The 25316-nt window shown below is 69.9% G+C and carries 20 protein-coding genes; 12 read left to right on the forward strand and 8 right to left on the reverse strand.

Annotated features, from left to right (window positions below):
- Nucleotides 1–523: 523 nt before the first annotated feature.
- Nucleotides 524–1096, forward strand: a complete 573-nt coding sequence (locus OEB96_RS32415) for an RNA polymerase sigma factor (RefSeq protein ID WP_266220699.1) — start codon at nucleotides 524–526, stop codon at nucleotides 1094–1096.
- Entirely contained in the window at nucleotides 1089–1772 is a 684-nt protein-coding gene (locus OEB96_RS32420) for a hypothetical protein (RefSeq protein ID WP_266220700.1), read from the forward strand. The genes OEB96_RS32415 and OEB96_RS32420 overlap by 8 nt, the downstream gene beginning before the upstream one ends.
- 24 nt (nucleotides 1773–1796) lie before the next feature.
- Here OEB96_RS32420 and OEB96_RS32425 read toward each other — a convergent pair whose 3' ends face one another.
- A complete protein-coding gene (locus OEB96_RS32425; RefSeq protein ID WP_266220701.1) occupies nucleotides 1797–2555 on the reverse strand; it encodes a carbon-nitrogen family hydrolase in 759 nt (252 codons plus the stop codon).
- Between the two features lie 764 nt (nucleotides 2556–3319).
- On the opposite strand from OEB96_RS32425, the gene OEB96_RS32430 reads away from it, so the two are divergent.
- A complete protein-coding gene (locus OEB96_RS32430; protein WP_266220702.1) occupies nucleotides 3320–4114 on the forward strand; it encodes a hypothetical protein in 795 nt (264 codons plus the stop codon).
- 193 nt (nucleotides 4115–4307) lie between these two features.
- Nucleotides 4308–5948: a WD40 repeat domain-containing protein gene (locus OEB96_RS32435; protein WP_266220703.1), complete on the forward strand. Its 1641-nt coding sequence runs from the start codon at nucleotides 4308–4310 to the stop codon at nucleotides 5946–5948.
- Nucleotides 5949–5982: 34 nt separating this feature from the next.
- On the opposite strand, the gene OEB96_RS32440 is transcribed toward OEB96_RS32435, so the two are convergent.
- The 5 genes from OEB96_RS32440 to ribF form a co-directional block, all read right to left on the reverse strand.
- Nucleotides 5983–6531, reverse strand: coding sequence for a hypothetical protein (locus OEB96_RS32440; RefSeq protein ID WP_266220704.1), 549 nt, complete (start codon nucleotides 6529–6531; stop codon nucleotides 5983–5985).
- Nucleotides 6532–6601: 70 nt separating this feature from the next.
- On the reverse strand, nucleotides 6602–7225 hold the full coding sequence (locus OEB96_RS32445) for a cupin domain-containing protein (protein WP_266220705.1): 624 nt from the start codon (nucleotides 7223–7225) through the stop codon (nucleotides 6602–6604).
- 137 nt (nucleotides 7226–7362) lie between these two features.
- Nucleotides 7363–10281, reverse strand: a complete 2919-nt coding sequence (locus OEB96_RS32450; protein WP_266220706.1) for a serine/threonine-protein kinase — start codon at nucleotides 10279–10281, stop codon at nucleotides 7363–7365.
- 37 nt (nucleotides 10282–10318) lie between these two features.
- Nucleotides 10319–10771 carry a tetratricopeptide repeat protein gene (locus OEB96_RS32455; protein ID WP_266220707.1) on the reverse strand — a complete coding sequence of 151 codons (453 nt, stop codon included), beginning with the start codon at nucleotides 10769–10771 and terminating at the stop codon, nucleotides 10319–10321.
- The gene (gene ribF, locus OEB96_RS32460; RefSeq protein ID WP_266220708.1) at nucleotides 10768–11835 is read right to left on the reverse strand and encodes a riboflavin biosynthesis protein RibF; all 1068 of its coding nucleotides are present in this window, start codon (nucleotides 11833–11835) and stop codon (nucleotides 10768–10770) included. The genes OEB96_RS32455 and ribF overlap by 4 nt, the downstream gene beginning before the upstream one ends.
- A 106-nt stretch (nucleotides 11836–11941) precedes the next feature.
- Here ribF and OEB96_RS32465 point away from each other — a divergent pair, with 106 nt between their 5' ends.
- From OEB96_RS32465 to OEB96_RS32485, 5 genes are all read left to right on the forward strand, one after another.
- Nucleotides 11942–13942 carry a protein O-mannosyl-transferase family gene (locus OEB96_RS32465; protein WP_266220709.1) on the forward strand — a complete coding sequence of 667 codons (2001 nt, stop codon included), beginning with the start codon at nucleotides 11942–11944 and terminating at the stop codon, nucleotides 13940–13942.
- A gap of 29 nt (nucleotides 13943–13971) precedes the next feature.
- The gene (locus OEB96_RS32470; protein ID WP_266220710.1) at nucleotides 13972–14361 is read left to right on the forward strand and encodes a hypothetical protein; all 390 of its coding nucleotides are present in this window, start codon (nucleotides 13972–13974) and stop codon (nucleotides 14359–14361) included.
- 325 nt (nucleotides 14362–14686) lie between these two features.
- Nucleotides 14687–16330: a vWA domain-containing protein gene (locus tag OEB96_RS32475; RefSeq protein ID WP_266220711.1), complete on the forward strand. Its 1644-nt coding sequence runs from the start codon at nucleotides 14687–14689 to the stop codon at nucleotides 16328–16330.
- Between the two features lie 140 nt (nucleotides 16331–16470).
- Nucleotides 16471–17628, forward strand: a complete 1158-nt coding sequence (locus tag OEB96_RS32480; RefSeq protein WP_266220712.1) for a vWA domain-containing protein — start codon at nucleotides 16471–16473, stop codon at nucleotides 17626–17628.
- Nucleotides 17618–19192: an OmpA family protein gene (locus OEB96_RS32485; protein ID WP_266220713.1), complete on the forward strand. Its 1575-nt coding sequence runs from the start codon at nucleotides 17618–17620 to the stop codon at nucleotides 19190–19192. Before OEB96_RS32480 ends, OEB96_RS32485 begins: the two co-directional genes overlap by 11 nt.
- Nucleotides 19193–19238: 46 nt before the next feature.
- Here OEB96_RS32485 and OEB96_RS32490 read toward each other — a convergent pair whose 3' ends face one another.
- Complete coding sequence (locus OEB96_RS32490; protein WP_266220714.1) at nucleotides 19239–20162, reverse strand: hypothetical protein; 924 nt, start codon at nucleotides 20160–20162, stop codon at nucleotides 19239–19241.
- A gap of 242 nt (nucleotides 20163–20404) precedes the next feature.
- Here OEB96_RS32490 and OEB96_RS32495 point away from each other — a divergent pair, with 242 nt between their 5' ends.
- From OEB96_RS32495 to OEB96_RS32505, 3 genes are read left to right on the forward strand one after another with little or no spacing between them, the layout of a single operon-like run.
- Entirely contained in the window at nucleotides 20405–20881 is a 477-nt protein-coding gene (locus OEB96_RS32495; RefSeq protein ID WP_266220715.1) for a DUF4398 domain-containing protein, read from the forward strand.
- 53 nt (nucleotides 20882–20934) lie between these two features.
- A complete protein-coding gene (locus OEB96_RS32500) occupies nucleotides 20935–22098 on the forward strand; it encodes an OmpA family protein (protein ID WP_266220716.1) in 1164 nt (387 codons plus the stop codon).
- A gap of 29 nt (nucleotides 22099–22127) precedes the next feature.
- Nucleotides 22128–23975, forward strand: coding sequence for a hypothetical protein (locus OEB96_RS32505; RefSeq protein WP_266220717.1), 1848 nt, complete (start codon nucleotides 22128–22130; stop codon nucleotides 23973–23975).
- A 327-nt stretch (nucleotides 23976–24302) separates the two neighbouring features.
- Here OEB96_RS32505 and OEB96_RS32510 read toward each other — a convergent pair whose 3' ends face one another.
- Nucleotides 24303–25259 carry a YihY/virulence factor BrkB family protein gene (locus OEB96_RS32510; RefSeq protein WP_266220718.1) on the reverse strand — a complete coding sequence of 319 codons (957 nt, stop codon included), beginning with the start codon at nucleotides 25257–25259 and terminating at the stop codon, nucleotides 24303–24305.
- Nucleotides 25260–25316: the final 57 nt, after the last annotated feature.

The raw sequence follows: 25316 nt of genomic DNA on the forward strand, positions 1-25316 counted from the left end.
GGCTTGCCCCGGGCTCTGGCTGAGTGGGCTCGACCACCTCGGGCCGACCGGGGCTGGACGACGGAACCGGAGCGCCCAGCGGCGGGGTCGCGTGGGCCTCCGCGGGCACGGTCGAGGTCGCGGTGGGGCGAGTCGGTGGCGGGGTTGGTGGAGGTGGTGGCGGACGCTGCGTCGCGGGCCCCTGGGGGGGCGCGGCCGGCTTGACCGGAGTGTCCGGCTTGACCGGCGTGTCCGGCTTGGCCGGAGCCGCTTCTTCGGGCGGAGGCTCCTGTCGTTCTCCGGGGAGTGGGGGGAGCTTGGGGGGGCCGAACAAAGCGAACGCCACGCCCAAAGCCAACGAAGCTGTGCCGAGCACCGGCGCACTGTAGCAGTCTCCCTGAATCTTGGGCGCGACGGACCGGTGCGACCCCGATCATGACCTTCGGCGGAAGTCGCGCTGAGTGGGGCGAGACCCGCGGGCGATCTCGTGCCGACCGCCTGGAACCTTGGGCCCCGGGGCTGGGTGTATGGTCCCGTCGCGACGATGACGGAACGCCACCAGCCCTACGAGATCGACGATCTCGAGCTTCGACGGGCCCAGCAGGGAGACGCGGCAGCGTGTCGTGCGCTGGTGATGCGTCACCAGCGGCGTGTGCTCGGGCAGCTGCGGGCCATGCTCATTCCAGCGGGTCGGGGTGGGCTGGTGGAGGATCTCGCGCAAGAGACCTTCCTGCGTGCCTTTCGGGCGCTGCCTCGCTTTCGCGGGGATGGGCGCGCCAGCCTTGCCACCTGGTTGGTCACCATCGCGACGCGCGTGGCCCTCAACGAGCTGCGGCGTCGACCGCCGCGCGTCGAGGCCCTCGACACCGTCACCGAGTCGGTCAAGGCCGGCGAGACGGCGGTGATCGAGCGCCACGCATCGGGCCGGGCGATCGAGCAAGCCATCGCCGATCTGCCTCCAGCCTATCGCGGTGCGTTCTTGCTACGCGAGCTCCATGGCCTCGACTACGGCGAGATCGCCAAGGTCTTGGAGATCGACGTGGGCACGGTCAAATCTCGGTTGTCTCGAGCTCGGGCCCGGCTGCGGCAGGCCCTGGCGGAGGTGCAGGATGGATAGTCCCCTTGGCGCCGACGAAGGATCGAACGGCGCGTTGAACGACGACGAGCGCGCGGCGTTGGCCGCCTGGGCGGACGACGACGATCCGTCGGATGCCTTTACCGAGAAGGTCCTCTGCGCCTGGTTCGCCGAGCAGGCAGGGTCCACCGAGGAGGGCGTGGTCGAAGAGCCCGCGCTCACCTCCGAGCCGCGCGCTGCGGCCTCTCGACGCCGCGCGGTGGGATGGGTGGGAGCGCTCGCGACCGCGGCGGTGGTGATGCTGATGGTGAGGGTGCTGCCGCGTGCCTCCGAGGTCGAGCGCGAGACCGCCGGGCATGCGTGTGCTCCTGCGATGGCCCAGGAGCGAGGGCCCGCGGACGAGCGAGGTCGACACGAACCGATGACACCGGGCGCCGTTTCGGCCGAGCCGGAGTCCACCGTGCTCGGGGCGCAGGCGGGACAGGTGCTCGCGCACCACTGCAACCCGTGCCACGACTCGACCCTGCCGGACGCGAAGACCGGTGCGCTGGAGGTCTTCGATCTGGACAAGCCCTATTGGTGGTCGACGATGTCCGACGCCCAGCTCGAGGATGCGAGCCTGCGAGTGCGCGAGCTGGCGGGGAGCACCGACGACGAGCGCGAGCGCGTGGGGACGTTCGTGCAGGCCGAGCTGCAGCGACGTGCGCGGGCCGGCTGAGACGGGGTCTGGGCGGGCATCTCCCTACCGCCGATCCTGCAGCACCGGGAATCGCGTCCGTGCATCACTCACCACCGCGGGATCCACCTCCGCCAGCAGCAGCGTCTCCTTCCCGGCCGCGGTGGCCAGGAACTCTCCCCACGGGTCGACGATCCGGGAGTCTCCGCTGTACGCGATCCCGCCGCCCTCGCCCACGCGGTTGACCCCGACCACATAGGCCTGGTTCTCGATCGCCCGCGCGAGCAGCAGCGCCATCCAGTGGTGCCGTCGCTTCTCGGGCCAGTTGGCCACGAACAGGTAGCAGTCGGTGTCCCTGGCGGTGGTCCACATCTCGTCGGCGAAGCGCAGATCGTAGCAGACGAACAACGTGCACCGTACGCCCTCCACGTCGACGGTCACGTGGCGATCGCCCGCGCCGTAGTGCAGGTGCTCGTCGGCGAAGGTGAAGGGGTGGATCTTGCGATAGCGATGAAGTTCCCCGCGGGGTCCGGCGAGCACGAAGGTGTTGAACGGCTGCGGTGCCCCTTCCGGCTGCACGGGCACGCTGCCACCGATCCACAGGTCATGCGCCCGGGCCTGTTCCACCAGGAACGTGGTGCTCGGTCCGTTCTCGGGCTCGGCCACCGCCTCGGCCTGCATCGAGAACCCACAGGCGTACATCTCGGGCAGCACCAGCAGCCGCGCGCCCGCAGCCACGGCGGTGCGGATCCACGGCAGCACCCGCTCGTAGTTCTCGGCGGGAGACTCCCAGGCGATGTCGAGCTGCAGCGCGGCGACCTTCATGCGCGATCGGCATAGCCGATCGCACGAGTGAACGAAAGGGGGCGCCCCCGCCCATGGCGGGGTCGAGCCCAACGACCGCGATATCTCCACTTTGCGGTGTGATGGATCTCGGCGACCGCCCCTCTTCCACCGATTGCGGTGAGGATCCATCCCCGCGACCGCTCCTCCGGCACCGTCTGCGGTGTGATGGATCTCGGCGACCGCTTCGCCGGCACCGCCCGCGGTAGGGAGCAAGCACAGCGACCGCCCCTCCGCGACCGTTTGCGGTGAGGACCGAGCACAGCGACCGCCCTTCGCGACCGTTTGCGGTGAGGACCGAGCACAGCGACCGCCCTCCGCGACCGCTTGCGGTGAGGACCGAGCACAGCGACCGCCTTTCCACTACCGTTTGCGGTGAGGACCGAGCACAGCAACCGCTCGTTCCTCACCGCCCGCGGTGGGGAACGAGCCCAGGGAAGGCCTTCCACTACCGCGATCGGTGCCGCCCGAGCACGTGGGGATGCTCTTCACCACCAGAAGCGGAGGTACGCCCCACCGTGGCCTACCTCTGCCCACGACACCGGAGCCTTTTTCGACCCTCGTGCACTTTTCTTTCGGATTGCCTGCAACGATGGCTGCTGGTGGCCGAGATCAGGGGTATGAGCAAGAAGCCAAAGGCGCTCCGCCTTTCGACCCCCATCCCCATCCCAACCCCCACCCTCCAGGACCTGATCGCACGTGGTGCGCCTGACGCGTTCGAGTCGATCCGAGAGGAGATCCTTGCGGTGGCCCCCACCGATCTACGCCCCGTCAATCTCGATGTCCCGCGAGCGGCCCGACGCGGGCTCACGGTGGCGAAGCGGATCGAGCCGCTTCTACCCGCGCTGTCGGCCATCCCCGACCTCGACGTACCCAGGATCCGCAAGCTACCCACCTACGCGCTGGCGCTCCTGTTTGCGCACGAGCAGGCGATCGCACCCACCCCCAGCGAAGTGCACCTGTCCATGTTGCTCGACGAGGCCGTCCCGCTGCGGCTCGACCTGTTGGTCACGGCCGAGATGCTGGCCCACTTCGGCCTGGTCTCCCCCGAGCGGGTGGCGGCGATCCGCAGCGGTCAGGGGCACGCTGACACCGCGGCCGATCTGCTCGCCCTGGGTGTACTGCTCGACGAGGTCTGGGACGAGGTCGAGGACGGGGTGGTGGTGACGCGGGCCCAGGTCGATCGTGCTACCCCGCTGAGCGCCCAGCTCCAGCAGGCGATCGGGGTGCGGGAGTCCGACGCCGATCCGCTCGCGAAGCCCACCAACGACCGTCACGTGCGCGCACAGGCCTACACGCTGTTCGTAGCCGCGTACGACGAGTGTCGCCGCGGCGTGACCCACTTGCGCTGGCACCATGGCGATGCGGCACGGATCGTGCCCTCGCTCTACGTGGGACGGCGCTCACGGGCCCCGAGCGAGGACGGCGGGGACGAGCAAGCCGACGAGGCGATGGATCCGAGCCGTGGGTTCGAGGACGGGGGACACGGCGAGCCCACGCTGGTCGCCGAGCCCACTGCCGACGCGATCGCGTTCGGTTGACCATCCAGGCTGCGCTCGATCCAGTCGGTCCAACGAGGGGCGTCGCGAGCTGCTCGCGGCGTCCCTCGCTGGTGAGCGGGGGCGGTGTCTACCACGACGACGAGCGCGTGGCCGAGGTGGAGCCATGGCTGGTGCAGGCGAGCGCAACACACTGAGCAGGCCCGTGGACGACCGACGGTGATATGGTCGCGTCATGGTGCCGTCACTGCTCGAGGTCGAGGCGCTGGTCGGACGTACGAAGCACCAGTGGGCCCTCGATGGCGGGACGGCAGGCGCGTTGCTCGGCCACATCCTCGAGCGCAATCGCTCGGTGTTGGAGCGTTACCCCGACCTGGTGCTGCCGTGCGTCGTGCGGCTCGGTGGCTGGGAGGAACCGCTGCGGGACACCATCGAGGCCTGGTGCGCTCAATGGCGGCAGCAGGGCCGTGGCGCCTGGCTGCGGTCGTTGCGACCTCCCGTCCTCGGCCTCGATGCCCCAGTCCTCGCCGAGTTTGCGGTCGAGCACGCCAAGGGGCGTCCTTGGTTCTCCGATGACGAGCGCCTCGTGGGCCTGCGGCTGCCGGAGCACGTGGCCGCCTGGGATCGGGCAAGCGGGGCGAGGGTGCCCGACATTCGACCTCCGCCGCAGCCGCAGGCTCGCTATTCGATCGATCAACAGAAGACGAGCTTTGGCCGACTGGTGCTCCTCGATGCACGATCGGGGAGGACGCTGACGCTGACCCCCGGCCCCGAGGATCAGCTCCGGCGGCTGGCCGAGCTTCCCTCGGGAGACGTGCTCGCGGGCGGATGGTTCGACGACGACGACGGGGTGGTGCTGCGGCTCGACCCCGGCACCGGGACCATTCGCTGGCGGGCCGAGACGGAATCCTCGGTCGACCACCTCGAGCCCTCGACCGATGGCTCGAGGATCTTCGTGCACGCGGGAACCCACTACATCCTCGATGGCGTGACCGGTCGGATCCTCGCGCATTTGCCCAACGAGCGAGGACCCGCTGCGTTGTCGCCCAGCGGGCACGCCATGGCCGCCCTGGACGGACCCATCCTGCGGGTGTGGGACGTCACGGATCCGCGAAGCCAGGAGCGGCGCCAGGGCAGGGGAACGGCCGGTCTGGTCGATGCCCGTTTCTCGGCGCGAGGATCGTTGCTCCTTTGCGGCCATACTCTCTGCAACGGTCGCTCTGGTGAGGTCATCGCCGTGTTGCCGCTGGAGTCGACGGGCTACCTCGAGGGAGGTCCGGCTCCGGGCTGCACCGAGGTGCTCGAGGACGGGGTGATCGAAGCGCAGGTGTTTCGCGGTCTGTCGCGTTGGAACGCTCGCGGTGAGCACCAGTGGAGCAATCCCAAGCGCCGCTACGGCCTCCACAGCCACTGCTCGCTGGCGTTTGCTCCCGATGGGGAGTGCTACGCCGTGCTCGACCACCGGTCGCCGTCGATTGCGGTCCTCCGCGTGGACGATGGAGGTGTGCTGCGCGAGCTGAAGCCAGCGACGGTCAAGTGGGGCGACCGCATCGCGTTCTCACTCGACGGCGCTCGACTGGCCTGGTGCTCGCGCGAGCTCGAGATGGTGTGGGACGTGGCCTCGGGCGAGTGCCTGGGGCAGCGGCCAGTGGTCGGGGTCGATGACGGCCGTCGCGGGTTCCCGCACGGCTGGCAGGGGTTTCGCGAGCGCGAGCACGAGCTGAGCGGTCGATTCCAGGCGGGCGTCTTCGAGGTGCTCGGTCCGGGAGGCGCCGACGTCCTTGCTCGCATTCCCTGCGAGGAGCCCTTGGTGGCGTCACCCGATGGGACGCGCTGGGCGAGCCGGCGCAATCACTTCGCGCTCGAAGGCCACTGATGATCGCTTGGCTCTGGCGCGCGGCGTCGGCGAGCTACCAGCGCTGCTGGGCCCAGCCTTCGCGGCCGCAAGGGTCGAGGGCCTGGACCTGCACGACCACGTCCTCGCCGCCCATGAACACCGGGATCCCGTACTCCTCGACCCGACCGTCGACCACGCGCCACGGCGGGCTTCCACCGAGCACCAGGGTCTGGCTGTAGGAGCCGGCGCCGCAGGGCTCTCCGTCGTCCGGGCACTCACCGGGGAGGTAGGCGTCGACCTGGAGCTCGAGCCGGTCGTAGCGGCCGGAGTCCGCGTTGCCCACACGGACGGCCACGTAGTGGTGACGGCCGCCCTGGGGCCCGGAGTAGACTTCGGGGGACTCACCGTCGGCCAGGGGCAGGAACTCGCTCGCACCGTCGCCGATCTCGACCGAGAGCGTGCCCGGAAGCTCGCAAGTGGGGTCCAGCTCGAAGTCGACCTCGCTAGAGCAGCTGGCGCAATCCTCCTCGGGCAGCTCCTCGGGCCCGGGCGGCGGCAAGAACCAGCAGTTGCAGGCCCAGAGACAACCCAGCGCGGCGGTTCGGTGCAGTCCCTTGCCCATCTCCATCGGGTAGTGCCCGTCGGCCCGCCTTCGATCACGATCGGTGAGCCGAGCGGTCTCCGCCCCCCGACTACGGCAGCAGCCTCGCGAACGCTTCCTTGACCTTCACCCCTGCCATGTAGAGGAAGAACTCCCGTCCTTCCTCGCTGTGGAGCAACTCGCGAAACGCGGGGTCCTGGAGCAACTCGCGCGGCGGCGGGAGGTTGGCCCCCGCCAGGCCCGTGAGGCCGAACTCCTTCATCACCTCGAGCGTTCGGTCGGTCTCGAAGCTCATGCCCAGCTCGCGGGTGGCACCGCCGACCATCGAGCCCAGGCCCTGCTGGCGGCTGTCGACGAAGCGCTCGAAGCCGTCCTCGGTCGAGGTCTCGATGTAGCGCACGGTCTGGGTGCCGAGGTTCCAAAACCCGTGCGAGCTGCCGCGGGGTTTGAGCACGTGGCTGCCCGCCCTCGCCTCGAAGCGAATGCCGCCCGCTCCGCCCACCTCGAAGCACAGCTCCCCGCTGATGATGTACATGTGCTGGTCTTCATTGTGGTGGGTATGGAAGGAGAGGATCTCCTTGGGACGTACCTCGCCCTCCATGATCGAGAAGTGACCCGACAGCTTGGCCGTGCGTGCGATGATGACCATGTCGGAGGCGGTCTTCTCGCCCTGGCTGGGCGCGATCACCAGATCGGATGCGGAATACGTGCTCATCGTCGTTGCTCCCGGAGAGGTGTTGGGGCTCGTCGACGCCCACGAAGCAGCGTCGGTCGCTCTCACCTTGAGGCGTTCTCGACCGATTCTCCAGGACCGTGCGCGACGAAGACCGGACAGTTCGCGACGGGTCTCGGTCACCGCGGGACGTGACCCTCGAACAATTTTCGGACGTCCTCGCGTTCCATCGCTTGCCGGCGCTCGTCGGCGTAGGCCCCACCCGCATCGGCATACGCGGCGTCGGCGATCCTCGCCAGCTCGAGCGCCTGCTTGCGATCGCGGCCCGACTGCATCAACGCTCGCGCGAGCGCGAGGGCGGTGCGCGCACGCTCGCTGGGAGGCGAGCCCTCGGCGCTCCGCACCGCCCACGCCTGTCGTAGCGGCTCGACCGCCAGCCCCGGCTTGCCTTGGTCGAGCAGCACGTTTCCGAGGTTGTTGCGGGCCCGCGCGGTGTTTGGATCGTCTGGGCCCTTGAGGCGCTCCCACACCGCGACTGCGGCTCGCAGCTCGGCTTCGGCCTCGGACAGCTGCCCGCCGGCCTGGAGCGCAGCACCCAGGTTGTTGTGCGAGCGGGCCACCTCGACGTGATCGCGTCCGAGCGCAGCGGTCAAGATCCGCAGCGCGGCCCGGTGCTCGGCGACCGCGTGTTCGAGCCGCCCCTGCGAGCGCAGCACGTGCGCGAGGTTGTCGCGGGCAGTGCCCACGTCCTCGCTGGCCGGACCCGCCAGCAGCGTGCGGCGCTCCACCACCGTGCGCAGCTCGGCTTCCGCCTCCTGCAAGCGCTGCTGGGAGATCAGCATCACGGCCAGATTGTTGCGCGCGCCCAGCACCTCGGGGTGGAGCTTGCCCAGCGTGCCCTCGAGCGAGGTGACGACGGCTCGGATCTCCTCGATCGCCTCGTCGCGGTGCCCCTGCAGGTGCAGCACCGTCGCCAGCAGGCCTCGCGTCCGCACGATCTCGGGGTGATCGGGCGGCAGCCCGGCCTCGAGCACGGTGAGCGCGGCCCGGTACTCGGCCTCTGCCTCGGCGTTGCGGCCCCCGAAGCGATGCACCACCCCCACCGCTGCGTGGGACTTGCCGAGCCTCGCGGGGTCGTTGCTGCGTTCGGCCAGGCCGATCGCAAGCTCGCCGTAGCGCAGAGCCTCGGCGTCGAGCCCTCGCGAGTGCCCGACCACCAGCACCAGTTCGAAGGCCGACTCCTGCAGCAGCTCCCACTGGCCCTGCGCGGCGGCTCGATGCAAGGCATCGCGGAGCGTCTGCTCGGCATCTTCGTGTGCCCCCGCCTGTTCGAGGACGACCCCCCGCGTCAGCTGGAGCTCGGTGTGGATCGGCTCGTAGGTGGTGTCGACCAGCGCCGCGTCGGCGCGCGCGAGCGCGACCTGGGCGTCCCTGACCTTGCCCAGATCGACCAGCGCGCGTGCCTCGGCCAGCGCCTGCTCGGACTCGTGCACCGCCGCCGCTTCTTCGGCGGAGGGCTGCTCCACACCGGTGCGAAGCGCGTCCACGTCGGCGCAGCGCGACAGCGGCAGGAGCTGGTCGACCAGACCGTGTGCGCGTTCGATCACCTCGGCGTCGGCGCGGACGAGCGGCTCGGTGGCGGCACGCAGGCGGATCCGTGCACGCTCGAGGCAGGCCATGCGCATGTCGAGCACCTCGGCCGATTGCTCGCCCCGCACCGACGTGGCCTCGCAGGCCTGCCGGTGCATCTCGATCCACGCCTCGGCATAGCCATCGAGTCGAGGGGCCAGGTGCTCCCATGTGTCGTCGGCGTAGGCCACGCCGATTCCGGCGATGGCCGTGCGAGCGGCATCGCGGCGGCCTTCGTCCCAGGTCCCCTGCAAGGCTGCCCGTGCCCCGGTGCAGCGCTCGGCCCGGTCGCCGTGTGCGGTCACCAGCGCGATGCTCGAAGCGGTCGCCGTGACCACGATGGCGCCCGCGGTGAGCCAACGTCGTCGACGTGCCCGTGAGTCCCAGTGCAGCTGCTCGAGCAGCTCGTCCATGCTGGACCAGCGATCCTCGGGGCGCGGGGCCATGCCGCGGGTGATCGCCTGCGCCAGCCGTCTGGGGAGGGGCTGGTCGCGGGGCCACGGCGGGGGCCCGTGCTCCTTGGCGGAGATGATGCTGGTCAGGTCGCTGCCCATCGAGCCGAACGGCAGCCGGCCCGTGATTGCGTGCCACAGCGACGAGCAGAATGCGTATTGATCGGCCCGTGCATCGATCGCCCGCTTGCCGGACTGCTCGGGTGCCATGTAGGCCGGCGTCCCGAGCACTGCGCCCGCCGAGGTCAGGGGGTCGGCGTCGTCGGCGGTGCTGCGCTCGAGCGAGGAGGGCTCGGTCTGCAGCGGGTGCATGCTGCGTTGCACGACCTCGGAGCTGCCCTCGAGCTTGGCCAGCCCGAAGTCGGTCACGCGTGGGCGACCGTCCTCGCCCACCAGCACGTTGCTGGGCTTGAAGTCACGATGCAGCAGTCCCTGCGCATGGGCGGCGGCCAGACCACGCCCGGCTGCCACCAGCATGGGCAGCACGTCCTCCCACGGGCGAACCCGCTGCCCGAGCCAGCGCCGCAGGTTCACTCCCGGCACGTACTCCATGGCCAGCACCACCTCGCCCGGCGCGGGCTCGAGTACGTCGAACACCGAGACCACGTTGGGATGGTTGAGCTTGGCCATTGCCTGTGCCTCGCGGACCAGGCGATTGCGCAGCTCGGCCTGCATCTCACGCGAGCGCAGGCACTTGAGCGCGACCTCGCGCCCCAGTCTGGGGTCGTAGGCGCGGTACACCACACCCATGCCCCCGGCACCGATCTTCTCGATCACGCTGAAGCGGCCGATGCGGAGGCTCTCCTCGAGGCGCTCGACCACCGAAGGCAGCCGGGGCGAAGGGAGTCGAGGCGAGGGCAGCGGACTCATTGGCACGTCGTCATCGGCGAGCCGCTTGGTCTCGTCGCCCCAACGGTCCACCGGGAGCCCGCCGGTCGACTCGTTGGCGCTCATCGGCTCGCTCGAGCCCACGGTTGCGCGAGTCTCTTCGTCGGCATCACTGCTCGGGAGCTGCACGTGCGGCGTCCTCGGCGTGCCGTTGGGGGACGGCACCCTATCCCCAACCAAGCGGCTCGGAGACCGCCAGTGGTGCGAAGCCGTGGTCCGCGACCGTGCCCAAGGTGGCCACCAGGAATCCACGAGGCCATGGCTGCGGCAGCAGGTGACGACCGAAGGCGCCGGTGCAGGGCCGCGAGGTGACCGTCTGCAGGGGATGCGCGCCGACGGCAGGAGAGGCCGCGTCGTGGCCGCCCCACAGCGACACCACCACGTGGACGCGGCCGGGATCGGTCACCCCCTGCCAGCGCAGACACAGGGCGGCGTCTTCCACCGTCGCGGTGAGTCGGGGTCGGGCAGGCTCGAAGCGGGCCCGCAACGCCAGCGCATCCCCGTCGAACGGCGCGTGTGCCAGCACCTCGTCGAGGATCGCCCGCGCCCGCACCCAGTGTCCCTGGGTCATGTACAGGCGCGCCAAGGTGGCGCTGGCGATGGGATCGGGCGGTCTCATGGCGTGGGGGGGACGATGGCGCGGGCCAGGGCGTCGGGCGTGAGGACGACCCGTGCGGCCTCGACGTCGCGGCGGATCTGGTCGACCAGGGCCTGCGGCCCGTCGAAGCGCAGCTCGTCGCGCAGGCGTGCGACGAACGACAGCTCGACCTGCCGCCCGTAGAGTCGCTCGCCCAGGTCTCGGTCGAGCACGTGAACCTCGAGGCGTAGCGGGATGCCACCGGGCTCGAAGGTGGGGTTGCGGCCGAGGTTGGCCACGGCCGGCCACGCGCGCCCGAAGTCTGCATCGGCTTCGTCTCCCGGGGCACCACCGTCGCTCCACACCACCAGCACCCCCGCGTAGACGCCCGGCGCGGGCAGGAACCCGTCGGGGGCGTGGATGTTGGCGGTGGGAAAGCCGATGGTGCGGCCGCGCTTGGCCCCGTGGACCACGGTGCCGGCCACTGCGTGCCAGCGACCGAGCATGGCGCCCGCGCGCTCGACGTGACCGGCCTGCACCGCACGTCGCACCGCGGTGGCCCCGAGCTTGAACTCGGGATCGGTCCCGGGCTCGCGGGCGCCTTCGGGTACGGGCACCGCAGGCACGCGCCACACGTCGATGCCGGCCGGAGCCAGTAGCGAGCGTAGCCGCTCACCGTCGCCCTCACGGCCGCGCCCGAAGCGGAAGTCCTCGCCCACCACCACGGTGGAGGGCCGCAGGCCGTCGACCAGCACCTGCCGAGCGAATTGCTCCGCGCTCATGTCGGCCACGTCGCGGTCGAAGGGCAGGAGCACCAGGTGCTCGATGCCCAGCGCCTCGCAAACGCGCCGCCGCTGGACCGCGGTCTGCAACAGCTTGGGGGCCCGCTCGGGAGCGAGCACCTGCTGTGGGTGCGGATCGAAGGTCACCAGTCCGACGTGCGGGGCGCTGTGACGGGCGCGATCGATGAGCGCCTGGTGCCCTCGATGCAGCCCATCGAACGCGCCCAGGCACACGGCGGTACCGGGTGGGAGCGGGGTGATGTCTCGTTGCTCGACCAGGCGGGCCATGAACGATGGTCCCCGCACGGTAGCAGCATGGCTCATGGGGTGGCCAAGGGTCTGCACGCGGCATGTGCGCTGCGTGTTCCGTGGTGCTGGCATGCGAAGGCCCGGCTTGCCGCGCGGGCGACCCGGTGGAACGATGCTCGGCGTGCGCGCCCCGTGGCTGGCGGCCTGGTTGGCGTTCGTGGTCCTGGCGATCGGAGCCTCGCCCGCGAGCTTCTGGCTCGATGCCGGGGAAATCGGGGCCGCGGGCTTCGACCTCGGCGTGGCTCACCCACCCGGTGCGCCGGGCTTGTTGATGCTGCTACGACTGACCACGCTGGTGCCGCTGGGCAGCCTCGGCTTTCGCATGGCGCTTTGCTCGTGTGCCCTGGGAGCGGTGGCGGTGGGCCTGGTGGTGGCGGTGCTCCAACGCCGAGGCGCCGGGCCGGCGCTGGCTTCGATCGCAGGCCTGTGGGTGCTGGCCGGGCTCACGTTCGTGCGCCAGGGACGGGTGGTCGAGGTCTATGCATTGGCCGTGGCGCTGCTCATGGTCACCCTCTGGGGGCTCGATCCGGCCGTGCCCGCGCCGGCACGCACCGGTCGGCGCCTGCTCGCGGTCGGGGCCGCCACCTGGGCCGCGTGGTGCTTTGGTGATCTGCGGCTGGCCCTGGCACCGCTGGTCATCGTGGTGTGGATCGGCGCCCTTCGCCGCGGCGTGGCCTGGGCTCGCTGGGCGCCGCTGGTGGTTGCCATGGCCAGCCTCGTGGTCCTGACCCTGCCGTTCGCGTCGGTGGGGGCACCCACGCTCGACTGGGGTGATCCCGACACCCTGCCCGCGATGGTCGACCAGCTCGCGGCGCGCTCGATCCGCAACGCCTTTGCCGATGAGATCCTCCCCGCATCGGCCTCTCTATGGTTGCTCCACACCAGCGAGGCGCTCACGCGGATCTCCGAGGATCTGGGAGCACCGGGAGCCGTGGTTGCCGCGGTGTGCTTGGGCTTGGCGTGGCGCCGCGATCCCGCCGAGCCCACGGCCGCAACGGGGGCCACGGCCGCGGCGATCACCTGGCTGGTCGGCGTGGAAGCGTTCTATGCGATCGGCATCAATCCCATGGGGGGGGCCGATCGCCAGACCGGGCTGCCCTTGGCGCTGCTGGCTGCGCTGGCCGTGGGCGATGTGGCTCGTCGCTGGTTGCGGGATCGCGGGCGCTTGCGCTGGGCCGTGCTGCCGCTACTGGGCACCGTGCTGCTGTTGCCCCCTGCGTTGCTCAGTGGACCGGACCTTGCCGTGACCCGCTCATGGGCGCCACATGCGTGGAGCCGCGCGGCGTTGGCCCAGCTGCCGCCGGGGTCGCTGCTGCTGACGCAGTCGGACGACCTCGCGGCGGGAGTGAGCTCGGCCCGCTTGCTCGAGGGGGCGCGGCCCGACGTGGTGTCGATCCCGGCCCAGCATCTCCATCGGCCCACGCCCGAGGTCGCATCGCCGCAGGAGGCGGCGATCTGGGGGGCGGCTCACGACATGACCGACGAGACCGGGCGGATCGTGGCAGCGGTTGGCGCCCATGCGGGTCCCGTGGCGCTCGAGTCTCCGCGCGCAGGGCTGTTCGTCACCGTGCCATGGTGGTCGGAGCACGGACGGCTGCCGCTTCGCATCGCCGGCCCTGGGGCCGAAACGATGCGAACGGCGACGCCCCCCGAGGAGATCGAGGCGTGGTTGCCGCGGCTGCCGAGCGCCGAGGATCGACGCCGCCTCGCCGTGGGCTTGGCCGACTGGGCTCGGGCTCTGGTGCGGCAAGGGGCTCCGATCGCCATGGCCGGGGCCACCCTCGAGCTGTCGCTGTCGCAGGTCGACGAGCGGCACCCGAGTGCGCTGGTGACCCTGGCTGCGCTACGCGAGCGCGCGGGCGATCGCGCAGGGGCCATTGCGCTCACCCGCCGGGCGCTCGAGCTCGAGCCCGGCCGTCATGCGGCTCTGCTCAATTTGGCGCTCTACCTCTCGCTGGAGGCCGAGACCCGAGCCGAAGCGGTGGCGCTGGCCGAGCGCGCGGTGGCGCTGCGCCCGTGGAAGGCCGATGGCTGGGCGCGTCTCCAGCAGGTGCGGGCTGCGGCCGGGGATGAGGCCGGTGCGGCCGAGGCAGCCGTCCGCGCTCGAACCACCCGAGACTGATTCCCCCTCCCGATGCAATACTGGCGCACGTGAGCGCCCTTGCCCCCACTCGGAACTCCGCCCGTCGACGCACCACCGCCCTCGGCCTGCTCGTCGGCCTGTCGGTCACGGCGTCGTGCCAGCAAGGCCCCAACAAGCACGACGTGTACATGGAAGGGCTGCAGATCGAGGGGGATGCGGAGCGAGGTCCGTGCAAGGTGCACTACGCCGAGGGACAGCCGGCCGCCCAGCTCAGCGGGGATCAGCTCGCGGCCTGTCTGGTCCGCACCCAGGATGCGCTGGCCAAGTATGCAGAGGCGGCCAAGCTCGGACTCGACGACCCCGACTTCATCAAGGTGCACCAGCGGTGCAAGGAGCGGATCGAGCGGCTCGAAGGCATGATCGCGCAGGTGCGCAAGATGGAGCGAGGGATCGAGTAGGAAGTCGAGCGGCCGAAATCGGCCGCAGAGCCAGACGGCGTGGCCGATGGACCGCCAGGACGGTCCTCGGTGTGCCAGTTCGCGCGTGACGACGTCCTGGATGGGTCACCAACGCGCAGGTGGGGCTCGCCATCGCCCGATCCATTCAGAAATTCCGCACTTCGGGTTCGACAGGCCCCCACGTCGGGGTAGCACTGCGATACGGTAGTGCGGAAAACCGACCATGAAGAGCAAACGACGAGGCCTCGGGCGTTGGACGGCATCGGCCGTCGTGGTGAGTGTGGGCTGGTTGCTGGGGGGGTGTGGCGATGATGGCCCGGGCGCCATGTCGGCGACCGAGACCGAGACGGGCATCGACAGCATCGGCACGGGCACGATGTCGGCCGACGGGACCGCCACCGAGAGCGAGTCCATGGGGCAGGCGGCGGTGCTCTACCTGTTGGTCGAGCCGCCCGAGGCGATCCTCGAGCTCGACATCGGCGCCTCCGCCTCGCTCCCCTATACGGTCACCGCAGTCTACGCCGACGGGTCCACGAGCGACGTGACGGCACAGGCCTCGTGGTCGGTGAGCGCTCCGGAGCTCGGGGCCATGAATGGCTCGACGTTCGAATCGGCCGTGTTCCCCGACTCGACGTTCGCCTCCACCATCCTGACTGCCACGGTGGGCGGTGACGAGGGCCAGGCGCAGGTGACGGTCGCCGCCTATCGCCTCGACTCCGACTTCTTCTTCGTGCTGCCGTGGGAGGACGAGGCCGGCGAGCAGGCCAAGCCGCTGACCTTCAGCACCGACGTCAAGAGCATGGACGTGTTCGTGAACATGGACACGACCGCATCGATGGACGGTGCCATCGCCAACCTTCAGAACGCGATGGTCACCAACATCATCCCGGCCATTCAGGACCTGGTGCCCGACACCCAGTTCGGGGTGGGAGGCTTCGAGGACTTCCCGGTCATGCCGCACGGGATCGCGGCCACCGATCAGCCGTTCGAGCTGTTCCAGCCGATCACCGACGACAGCGATGCGGTCGATGAGGCGCTGCTGTCGCTCGAGGTCGGCGATGGCAACGACCCGCCCGAGGCCAACTTCGAGGCGCTCTATCAGATCGCGACCGGCGAGGGTCTGTCCGGGCCTGGGGCCACCATGGTGGCCGAGAACCACGACGGCATCGGTGGGGTCGGCTTTCGCGAGGGCTCGCTGCCGGTGATCGTCTCGATCACCAACGCGGTCAGCCACGACACCGTCGACAGCACCTGCGACCGACTCTACTCGCCCGAGGTGGCGGCGGTGGCCCACAGCCGCGAGCAGACGGTGGCGGCCCTCGATGCGATCTGTGCCCGCGTGGTGCAGATCGCGTTGTCGGGCGGGAGCTGCAGCGCGATGAGCGATGGCCGCGTGCTGGCCGAGGCGACCGGCGCGGTGATCCCCCCCGAGGCTTGGGACATCGGCGGGCGGCCCGACAACTGCGCCGACGGCGAGTGCTGCACGGGCCCCAACAGCCTGGGCGTGGCGCCCAATACCGATGGCATGTGTCCGATGTCCTATCAGGCCCAGTTCAATGGGGTCGGCGTCGGATCGTCGTTCAGCTCCGCGATCCAGCTGGTGGCGGCCTACGGGCAGTTCGGCGTGACCAGCCTGGTCACGGGGGTCGATGCGGACATCGATGGCCAGCCGCTCCCACCCGGAACTTCGACTGCCGACTTCATCAAGGCGGTGACGCCCCTGGACCACGGACCGGTGCCGCTACCAGGGGCGCCCGAGCCTTCGCTGGGGCCTACGGCGTTCGAGAACGTGATTCCCAACACCGATGTGATCTTCGAGATCCGGGCCTTCAACGACTTCGTCGAGCAGGGTGACCAACCGCGGGTGTTCGAGGCCAACATCGAAGTGCTCGCCGATGACTGCGGTGAGCTCGACCAACGTGCCGTGTACATCCTGGTGCCTCCCATGACGCTCGCGCCGCCAGCGTAACGGGAGCGAGACGACGGGTCGTTGCGCGATTCCGCGCATTCGCGAAATTGCGCAGCCTCACGAGGTCTTCGGCGGACCCCATCGATTCACGCGCGCATTACTATTGGCGAAAGGTGGTCGCCTCGTCCACCCTTCGCCGCATGAGGCCACAAGGACGGCTGCCCGGTTCCGGCGCGCTCGCGCTCGCTGGGCTCTTCACGCTCGGGGTCACGGTGGGCTCGGTCGGTTGCGCGCCCGAGTGCTGGGACGACGGGCTGTTCCAGGGCGGGTGCCCGCAGCTCGACTCCGAGTCCGCTTCGGGCACCAGCGGCGCCGACAGCTCGAGCACGGCGACGACCGAGCTGATGACCGGGAGCGGCGGAAACGACGACAGCGTGATGACGGCCGATGGATCCTCGGGCGGTTCTTCGGGGGGCCCGGTCGAGTGTCCCGGTCTCGACGAGGATCTGCAGCTCCCCCTGCGCACGTTCCACTTCGCGGTCGAGCAGAGCGACGCGATGACCGTGGCGTTCGACGGCAGCCCGCGCTGGGACGCGGTGGAGGATGCGCTGGTGCACCCGGTCCTCGGCGCGGTCACGCAGCAGCAGTCGACCGCGCGCTTTGGGCTCTCGTCGTACCGCGGCGCGCAGGTGGGATGCCCTCAGCTGATCACGGTGCCGCCTCAGCTCGACGCGGCCGACGAGATCACGGTGGCGATGGGGATGGCCGTGGTCGGCGGGAGCAATCCGGTGGCCGATGCGATCGACGACGTGGTGGTCGAGCTCGACGGCGATGCATGGATGGGTGACAAGGTCATCGTGCTGCTGACGGGCGGCGAGCCGACCACGTGCGCAATCCCGGCGCCGGCCAACGCGATCCAGCTGAGCCAGACCCGCGACGCCGCCGTGGCGGCGGTGGGGGATGCGTTCGACGCGGGCTACCCCACGGTGGTGGTGAGCGTGGGCGACGACATCGGCGAAGACTACCTGCAAGAGCTCGCCAACGCGGGGGGAGGGCACCAGGTGGGGGATCCCGATGTTCCCTTCTTCGTGGTCCACGACGATCCCGAGCTGGACATGGCGATCGAAGAGATCCTCGACCTCGACCGCCCGTGCAGCTTCACGCTCGGCGCGGCGCTTCCCGACGACTTGCTCCCGGGGTGTACGGTGGAGGTCAACGGGATGGCCGTCGCGTACGACGATCCAGATGGATGGACGCGGCCCGACGAGCAGACCCTGGAGCTCCAGGGCGGAGCCTGCGACGCGATCCAGGTGGGTGACGCAACCGTCGAGATGGTGTGCAGCTGTGATGATCTCTAGCGTTTCGATCGAGCTGTTGCTGGCGGCTTCGCTGCTGGCTCCTGCGGGGCAACCGGCCGCCCCTTCGCCCAAGCCCGCGGAGGCCAAGCCGGCGGAGGCCAAGCCGGTCAAGCCGGCGGAGGCCAAGCCGGCAGAGGCCAAGCCGGCGGAGGCCAAGCCCGCACAACCCAAGCCCGGCGAGCCCAAGACCTCGCCGGCCACGGGTCCCGAGGCTCCGGCGGAGCCCGTCGGCGCGCCTGGTCCCGGCCCGGAGGAGCCGACGTCTGCGACGGCCGAGCCGAAGGCTCCGGGGGCTGCGGCCGGTTCCTCCGCATCGACCTCGGGACGGCGCTACTCCGCGCGAGGCCCCGAGCCCTCGGCCGAGAAGACGACGGGCGAGGAGCAGCCCGCCGCCGACGCCAAGCAAGACGAGTGGATCCACCGCTGGAAGCCCCAGGCCAATACCTTCGAGGTGGGTGCCTACGGCGGAGTTTGGTTTCCCAGCCGGCGTCTCGAGCTGTTCCATCCCGAGCCCGATCTCGATCGCTATGGCAACCAGCACCTGCGCCGGGCTGCGCCCCACGTGGGCCTGCGCGCCGGCTACTACCCGCTGGCCTACGTGGGCGTCGAGGTGGAGGGCGGGGTGATCCCCACCCGTACGCTGGGCACCGACGGGCGGGCGACGGCCTGGGCGCTGCGGGCCAACGTCATCGGTCAGCTCGGGCTGTGGAGCGTGACCCCGTTCCTGCTCGTTGGCACCGGCCTCATGGGCATGTCGAGCCCAGGTGCTCCCGTGGGGATCGGCAACGATCAAGACGTCGCGATCCAGATCGGCGGCGGCGTCAAGGTGTTCGTCAATCGCAACATCCAGCTGCGGCTCGACATCCGCGACGTCATCACCAATCGCTTCGGGATCGGCGAGGGTCTCACGTCGAGTCCGGAGATCCTGCTCGGCTTCACGTGGATGCTCGGCCGCCGCACGCCCAAGAAGGCCGAGCCCCCCGTCGAGACCGAGCCACCGCCGCCCGCCAACGATCGCGACCGCGACACCGTGATCGACGAGGAGGACTTCTGTCCCGACACGTTCGGTATGCCTCCGCGCGGCTGCCCGCAGGTGTGCGTCGACGACAACGACGCCGACGGCCTGCCCAACCCCGAGGACAAGTGCGTCGATGAGCCCGAGACCCGCAACGGCTTCGAGGACGGCGATGGCTGCCCCGACGAGATCCCGCGCGAGCTCGAGGAGATCGCCGGTGTGATCGAGGGGATCTTCTTCGACAACGACAAGGACGTGATCAAGCCGATCTCCAAGCCCGTGCTCGATCGCGCCGTGACCACCTTGAAGCGCTACTCGGACATCCGGGTGCGGATCGTGGGCCACACCTCGTCGACCGGTGGCTACCGCCACAACATCGACCTGTCGCAGCGCCGCGCGGCGTCGGTCAAGCGCTACCTGGTCGAGCAAGGCATCGAGGAGTCGCGCCTGGAGACCGATGGGGTGGGCCCCGATCAGCCGATCGACACCAACGAGACCCCGGAGGGGCAGGCCCGCAACCGCCGGATCGAGTTCACGATCCTCGAGTAGGCCCTTGGGGGGCCATGAGGGCGGCGATCGCGGTGACGAGCCGCCGCTACGGCTCGGCTCCGTCGGCGATCCATTGGAGGATCGGGAGCAGGTCGGCGTAGCGCAGCGGCTCGTCTGGGGGCATGGGGTCGCCGAGGACCCCGTAGAGCGCCTCTCCCTGGCCCTGCTCGTGATCGTCGCGCAGCAGCTTTTGCACGAGGAAGCTCTGTGACGGATCGCGAGGGGCGACCATCGCAAAGCCAGTGTCGCGGGGCTGGGCAGAGCCGAGCAAGCCCACGGTCGCCACGGCGGGATCCCGCAGATCGAGGCGAGCCAGCGCCAGGTCGTCGGGGTCTCGATGGCAGCGGCAGGTGTCGGTGCTCGGATCGAAGACCCGGCCGTCGGTGAACAGGTCGCGCAGGGTCACCGGTGGGGTGGGATCATCCTCGGGAAAGGGCTCGAGGCTCGGGGTGGGATCCACGGTGAACTCGACCACGTAGCGCGGCTCGTCGGCTCCCTCGTCGGTGACCCACTGGGGTCCGTCGGTCGAGAGTTCCTCGCCGGCCCAGCCCACCGCGCTCGGGAACAGGCGCAGGCGGAACTGGGCGCCGGGCAACAGCGAAGCCTTGGGCTCGATCGACAGCACGCTGCCGCCGCACCAGGGCGCCCGTCGATCATCGGGAGGCCTGTCCTCGCCTGGAGAGAGCCACGGTACGAGCTGGACCGAGAACTCGGAGTCGGTGATCGCCCCGCCCGAGCTGACCGTGGCGTCGATTTCGTCGAGGGATCGCGGATCGATGCGGCCGGACAGGCAGAGGTCGATGCGGATCTCGGGATCCACCCCCCGCTCCCCGGGAGCGGGCGCACTGAGGAGGATCTCGAGCTGCTCTTGCGGTCCCTCGAAGCGCGAGCGATCCGAGACCCGGGTACATCCGGTCAGGGCGATCAGGGCCGCTGCCCACGCTGCGCTGTACCCACCGCGATGCCGCACGAGGCCGCAGGGTAGCAGCCAGGGAGGTGCGACGGTCACGCTGGCCGCGTTGTTGACCCGCAACGCGCGCCCCTGCTAACCTCCGACCCGAAATTCGCCAAGGATCCCAGGCAGGCGAGGCCTGCCGCCAAGGCCCCGCGGCGCCGCCCGGCGACGCTTCCAAGGGGTCGCCACGAGCAGCGTTTGGCCGGTACGACCCGAAGGCCGGTCCCTTGGCCCTCCTCACCATCACGGAGCACCCGGTGTCCACGTCCTCCCGTCGCCTCCTCCAGCTCCTGTCGATCGCCGCGCTGGTGGCGGGGGCCGGCTGCGGCCCCTTTGGCTACCTCAAGAAGGTTGCCAAGGATGCGAGCAAGGCCGTGGCCGACGCCAAGGCCGCCGAGGCCGAGCTCTATGCCCCCTACGAGTACTGGGGCGCGGTTTCCTACCTCGAGCAAGCCAAGGTCTTGATGGCCTACAGCGAGTACGAGCGCTCGTTCGACTACGGCGTGCGGGCCAAGCAGCTCGCCGAGGAGGCCAAGACCAAGGCCGAGAAGCGAGAGTCGGGCGCCATCAAGGAGGCGGTCTCCCTTCCCGGATCCGAGGATGCCGGGGGTGGCGGGGGCCAGGCCGACGGAGCCGCCAGCGGCCAGGCCGAAGGTGGGGCCAGCAAGTCCAAGGGCGGTGCCAAGGCCAAGGGCAAGGTCGAGGTCGGCGGCAGCGTGGGAGGTGGCAAGTGAGCGCTGCGACGAGCCCCGCTGCAAGGCCGTCCCCGTGGCCTCTGGTCTTGTTCGTGGCGCTCGTGCCCGGGTGCCTGGGCCAGAAGCTGCTCGGCGAGGTCGAGGGCACCCAGACCACGCTTCAGCGCGCCATCCGCGACGGCTCCAAGGCGATCCACTGCGCGCCCAAGGAGACCGCGATCGCCGAGGCCAACATCAAGTTCGCCCAGGATGCGCTCGCGGTGGGCGAGTACTACCGCGGCAAGCAGTACGCCGAGGACGCGGCCTACTACACCGCCCGGGCGCGCGAGCTGACCACCCCCGAGCGCTGCCGCACCAAGGCGGTGGGAGTCGTGGGCGACCGCGACGGCGACGGCTACGACGACGAGGTCGACAAGTGCGCCGACGATCCCGAGGACTTCGACAGCTTCGAGGACGACGACGGCTGTCCCGACCCGGACAACGACGGTGACCAGGTGCTCGACGCCGCGCAGCTGGTCGACGGCCAGTGGGTCAACGACGACAAGAAGGGCGATCGCGACTGTCGCAACGAGCCCGAGGACATGGACGGGTTCGAGGACGAGGACGGCTGTCCTGATCCGGACAACGACGCGGACGGCATCCTCGACGAGAAGGACGCCTGCAAGAACGAGCCCGAGGACGTCGACAACTTCCAGGACGAGGACGGCTGCCCCGAGCCCGACAACGACGGGGACAAGATCTGCGATCCGTGGGTCGAGGGCTCGACCAACGCCGCCAAGTACGCGGACGTCTGCAAGGCCAAGGACAAGTGCCCCGACGATCCCGAGGACTACGACGGTGATCAGGACGAGGACGGCTGCCCCGATCTCAAGGCGCAGTTCGATGGCTGCTCGGTCAAGATCAGCGACAAGGTGTTCTTCAAGTTCAACAAGTGGGACATCGATCCGCGCAGCTTCGAGCTGCTCGACGACGTGGCCACGGTCATGAACCAGGTACCCAAGGAGCTGCACTTCCGCATCGAGGGCCACACCGACTCCAAGGGCAGCAACAAGTCCAACCTCAAGCTGTCGCAGCGGCGCACCGACTCGGTCAAGAAGTACCTCGTCGCCAAGGGGGTCGAACCCGAGCGCCTCGAGGGCGTTGGCTACGGCGAGGAGCGGCCGATCGATTCCAACCGGACGGCCGAGGGCCGCGCCAACAACCGGCGCGTGGAGTTCAACGTCTCCAACGCCGACTGCAAGCCCAAGACGCCTTGACCTAGGGGTGTCGCGGTATGCTCGCTTCGATGCATCGCAAGTCCCACTCTCGGGGATGGCACACCGCGCTGGTGCTCGCGCTGGGATTGTTCGTGGCGGGGGCCGTGGGAGCGCCCACCGAGGCCCATGCCGGGCCGCGGGACGACATGAAGTCGGCCTACGAGCTGGCCAAGACGCAGTTCAACGAGCTCGAGCTCGATGCGGCGCAGGCCACCCTCGAGGCCGCGGTGGCGCGTGCCCAGGGGGCGGGCATGGCCGCCGACCCGGGTCTGGCCCCGCTGCTCGTGCTACGGGGCGGCATCATCTACTCCAACACGGGTGATCGCTCGCGGACGGTGGCGGCCTTTCAGGAGGCCGTTCGGGCCGACTACAACGTCGCGCTGCCGATCGAGCTGCGCTCGGACGACCTTCAGCAGCTGCTCGACGAGGCGCGGGCCGGGGTACCGGCGCCGGGCACCGGCCCCATTGCCCACACCACCCCGGCCGTCGCGGCCGGCCAAGACATCGTGATCGATGCGCTGTCCTCGGTACCCGTCTCCGAGGGCGTGACCATGGTGATCTACTGGCGCAAGAAGGGCAGCGACGGCGAGTTCGAGTCGGCCTACCTCGAGACCTTCGGCAACCTCGGCTCGGTGACCATCCCCGCCAGCGCGCATGGGGATGCGGGCATCGAGTACTTCTTCTACGTCTACAACGGCAACCAGCAGGCGCTCGCCAACCTCGGTGACAAGGACAAGCCGCTGGTGCTCGAGATGGGCGCCGGAGGTGGCGGCGAGGGCGAGGGCGAGGGCGAGGGCGAGGGCGACGGTGAGGAGGGTGGCCGCAAGAAGAAGCCCTCGGGTCCGTCGAGCTGGCCGCGGGTCTACATCAACATTGGCGTGGGCACCGGGTTCGGCATCGCGCGCGGGGTCGCCGAGATGACGTACCAGCAGTTCACGCCGGGGACGCCCGGGACCTACGGCTTGTCCGAGCAGGCCTGCGCCATCGAGCGCTGGTTCGCGGGCAACAAGCCGCTGGCCTCCTCGCCGATCGAGTTCTCCCAGGACCTCATCCAGATCACCAACCCGGCGGTTCGACCCTCTGGGGTCACCGACGACCAGCTCGCCACCGCCTACAACGCCCAGCAGTGCTCGCGTCGTCACCCGGTGACCACCGGCTTCGCCAGCGCACCGTTCCACCTCGCGCCCGAGGTCTCGTTTCGTGTGCTCGATCGCGACATCGGCGAGCAACGCTCGATGGCGATCCTCCTCGGTGTCTACTCGCGGCTGCAGGTGGTCACGGGCTCCAAGGTCTTCACCGACGATCCCAACCTCTCGCTCGATCAGTCGTTCACGCAGCAGGTGCTGTCGGGTAACCCGTCCGGATTCCAGCGCAAGCCGCCCTTCACCTGGGCGGTGGGCATCAAGGCCAAGGCCCTCATCGCCAAGAAGGGCGGCAAGTTCCAGGGCATGCTGGGGCTGTTCGGCGGCTACGGCAACGCGCGCCTGCGTGTCAACATGGGCTTCTCCAACGATCGCAACGGCAACAGCGTGCCCGATGCGGTCGAGGCCGCGCTCTCGGGCCCGGTCGATGCCAGCGGCCAGGTCCCCGTCGATCAATGCACGCCCGTGTGGCCCTACAACAACGGCTGCTCGACCGATGACTTGGGCAACGTCGAGCGTGGGCTGGCGGCGTCCGTGCAGGCCAGCAACCCGAGCAACGAGAACCGCATCGACACCGTGCGCATGGGGCCGGGGTTCGCGGGGGTGCTGTTCGGGTTCAACTACCAGCTCCACAAGAACTTCGCCGTATTCGGCGAGGTCGACGTGGGCGGGTGGTTTCCGGACATCGGAAGTCTGTTGATCGACGTGACGGCTGGGCCTTCGATTACCTTTTAGGCCCCCCGCAGACGGTTGCGGGCAAGCATGCGGCGAGCTTGCCCCCCAGAGGGGGGCGTGGGTGAGGCCTTTCGAAGCACCGTGCGGGCTCGCCCGGCAGACGGTTGCGGGCAAGCATGCGGCGAGCTTGCCCCCCAGAGGGGGCGTGGGTGGGGCCTTTCGAAGCACCGTGTCGGGTTCGCCCGCAGCCGGTTGCGGGCAAGCATGCGGCGAGCTTGCCGCACGGCAGGGGGCGTGGTTGGCACCGTGCAGGGTTCGCCCCGCAGAGGGTTGTGGGCAAGCATGCGGCGAGCTTGCCGCCCGGCAGGGGGGCGTAGGTCGGGGCGCTCAGCTCGACACTCGGCGCTCGAGCTCGGCGTTGAGCTCGGCTCCGACCAGCACGACGAACGAGGCGATGTACAGCCACAGCATGAACACGGCCACCGCGCCAATCGAGCCGTAGATCTCGTTGTACGAGCCGAAGTTGGAGACGTACAGCGAGAACGACCCCGACGCCACCAGCAACCCCGCGGTGGCCAGCACCGAGCCGGGGGTGATCCAGCGCCACCGCAGCGGCTTGCGATTCGGAGCGATGACGTAGACCACCGCGGTGAACGACAGCATCACCAGCAAGAGGAGCGGCCAGCGCCCGTAGCTCACGGCCGCGTTGGCGACCGCGTCGAGCCCGAGCCGATCGAGCATCGCCGGTACTCCGGCGGCGAGCGCGATGATGACGATGAAGACGACGATGCTGCCCATGGTGAGGACCAACGAGATCAGGTAGAGGCGCACCATGCCCCGCGTCTCTTGCCGGTCGTAGGCCAGGTTGATGGCCTGGATGATTCCTCGGCTACCCTTGGTCGCGCTCCAGATCGCCACCCCGAGCGCGACGATCGCCCCCAGGCTCAGCGAGTCGGGGGTGGCCGCCGCCAGCCGCTCGAGCTGCTCGGTCACCAGGGCGTGAGCCGAGGTCGGGACCAACCCCTCGAGCTGCTTCATCTGTAGCTGCACGTGGACCGGATCGAACAGCAAGCCATAGAGGGCGACGGTGGCGGCGAGGGCGGGAAACAGCGCGAGGAAGGCGAAGAACGCCACTCCAGCCGCCACGAGCACGAGCTGATCCTTGGTCAACTCGCGGACCACCGCGCGCAGCGTGTCCTTCCAGACCGAGCCGCCCAGCGACCACGGCCAGTCGCCGGGTTCGACCCGGCGGGCGCTCGGCTCCACGCAGGCCTGCGAGCCCAAGTCGGAGTCGGAGCGTGCGGCCGGCCGGGAGGGAGCAGGGAAGGGCGAACGCGCCGTCATCGTGGACGGCCTGAGCCACTTTGGGAGCCCGGCAAGCGGTCGCTCGGCTCCGCGTCA

The organism is Paraliomyxa miuraensis (assembly GCF_026337845.1).
Taxonomy (GTDB): Bacteria; Myxococcota_A; Polyangia; order Nannocystales; family Nannocystaceae; genus Paraliomyxa; species Paraliomyxa miuraensis.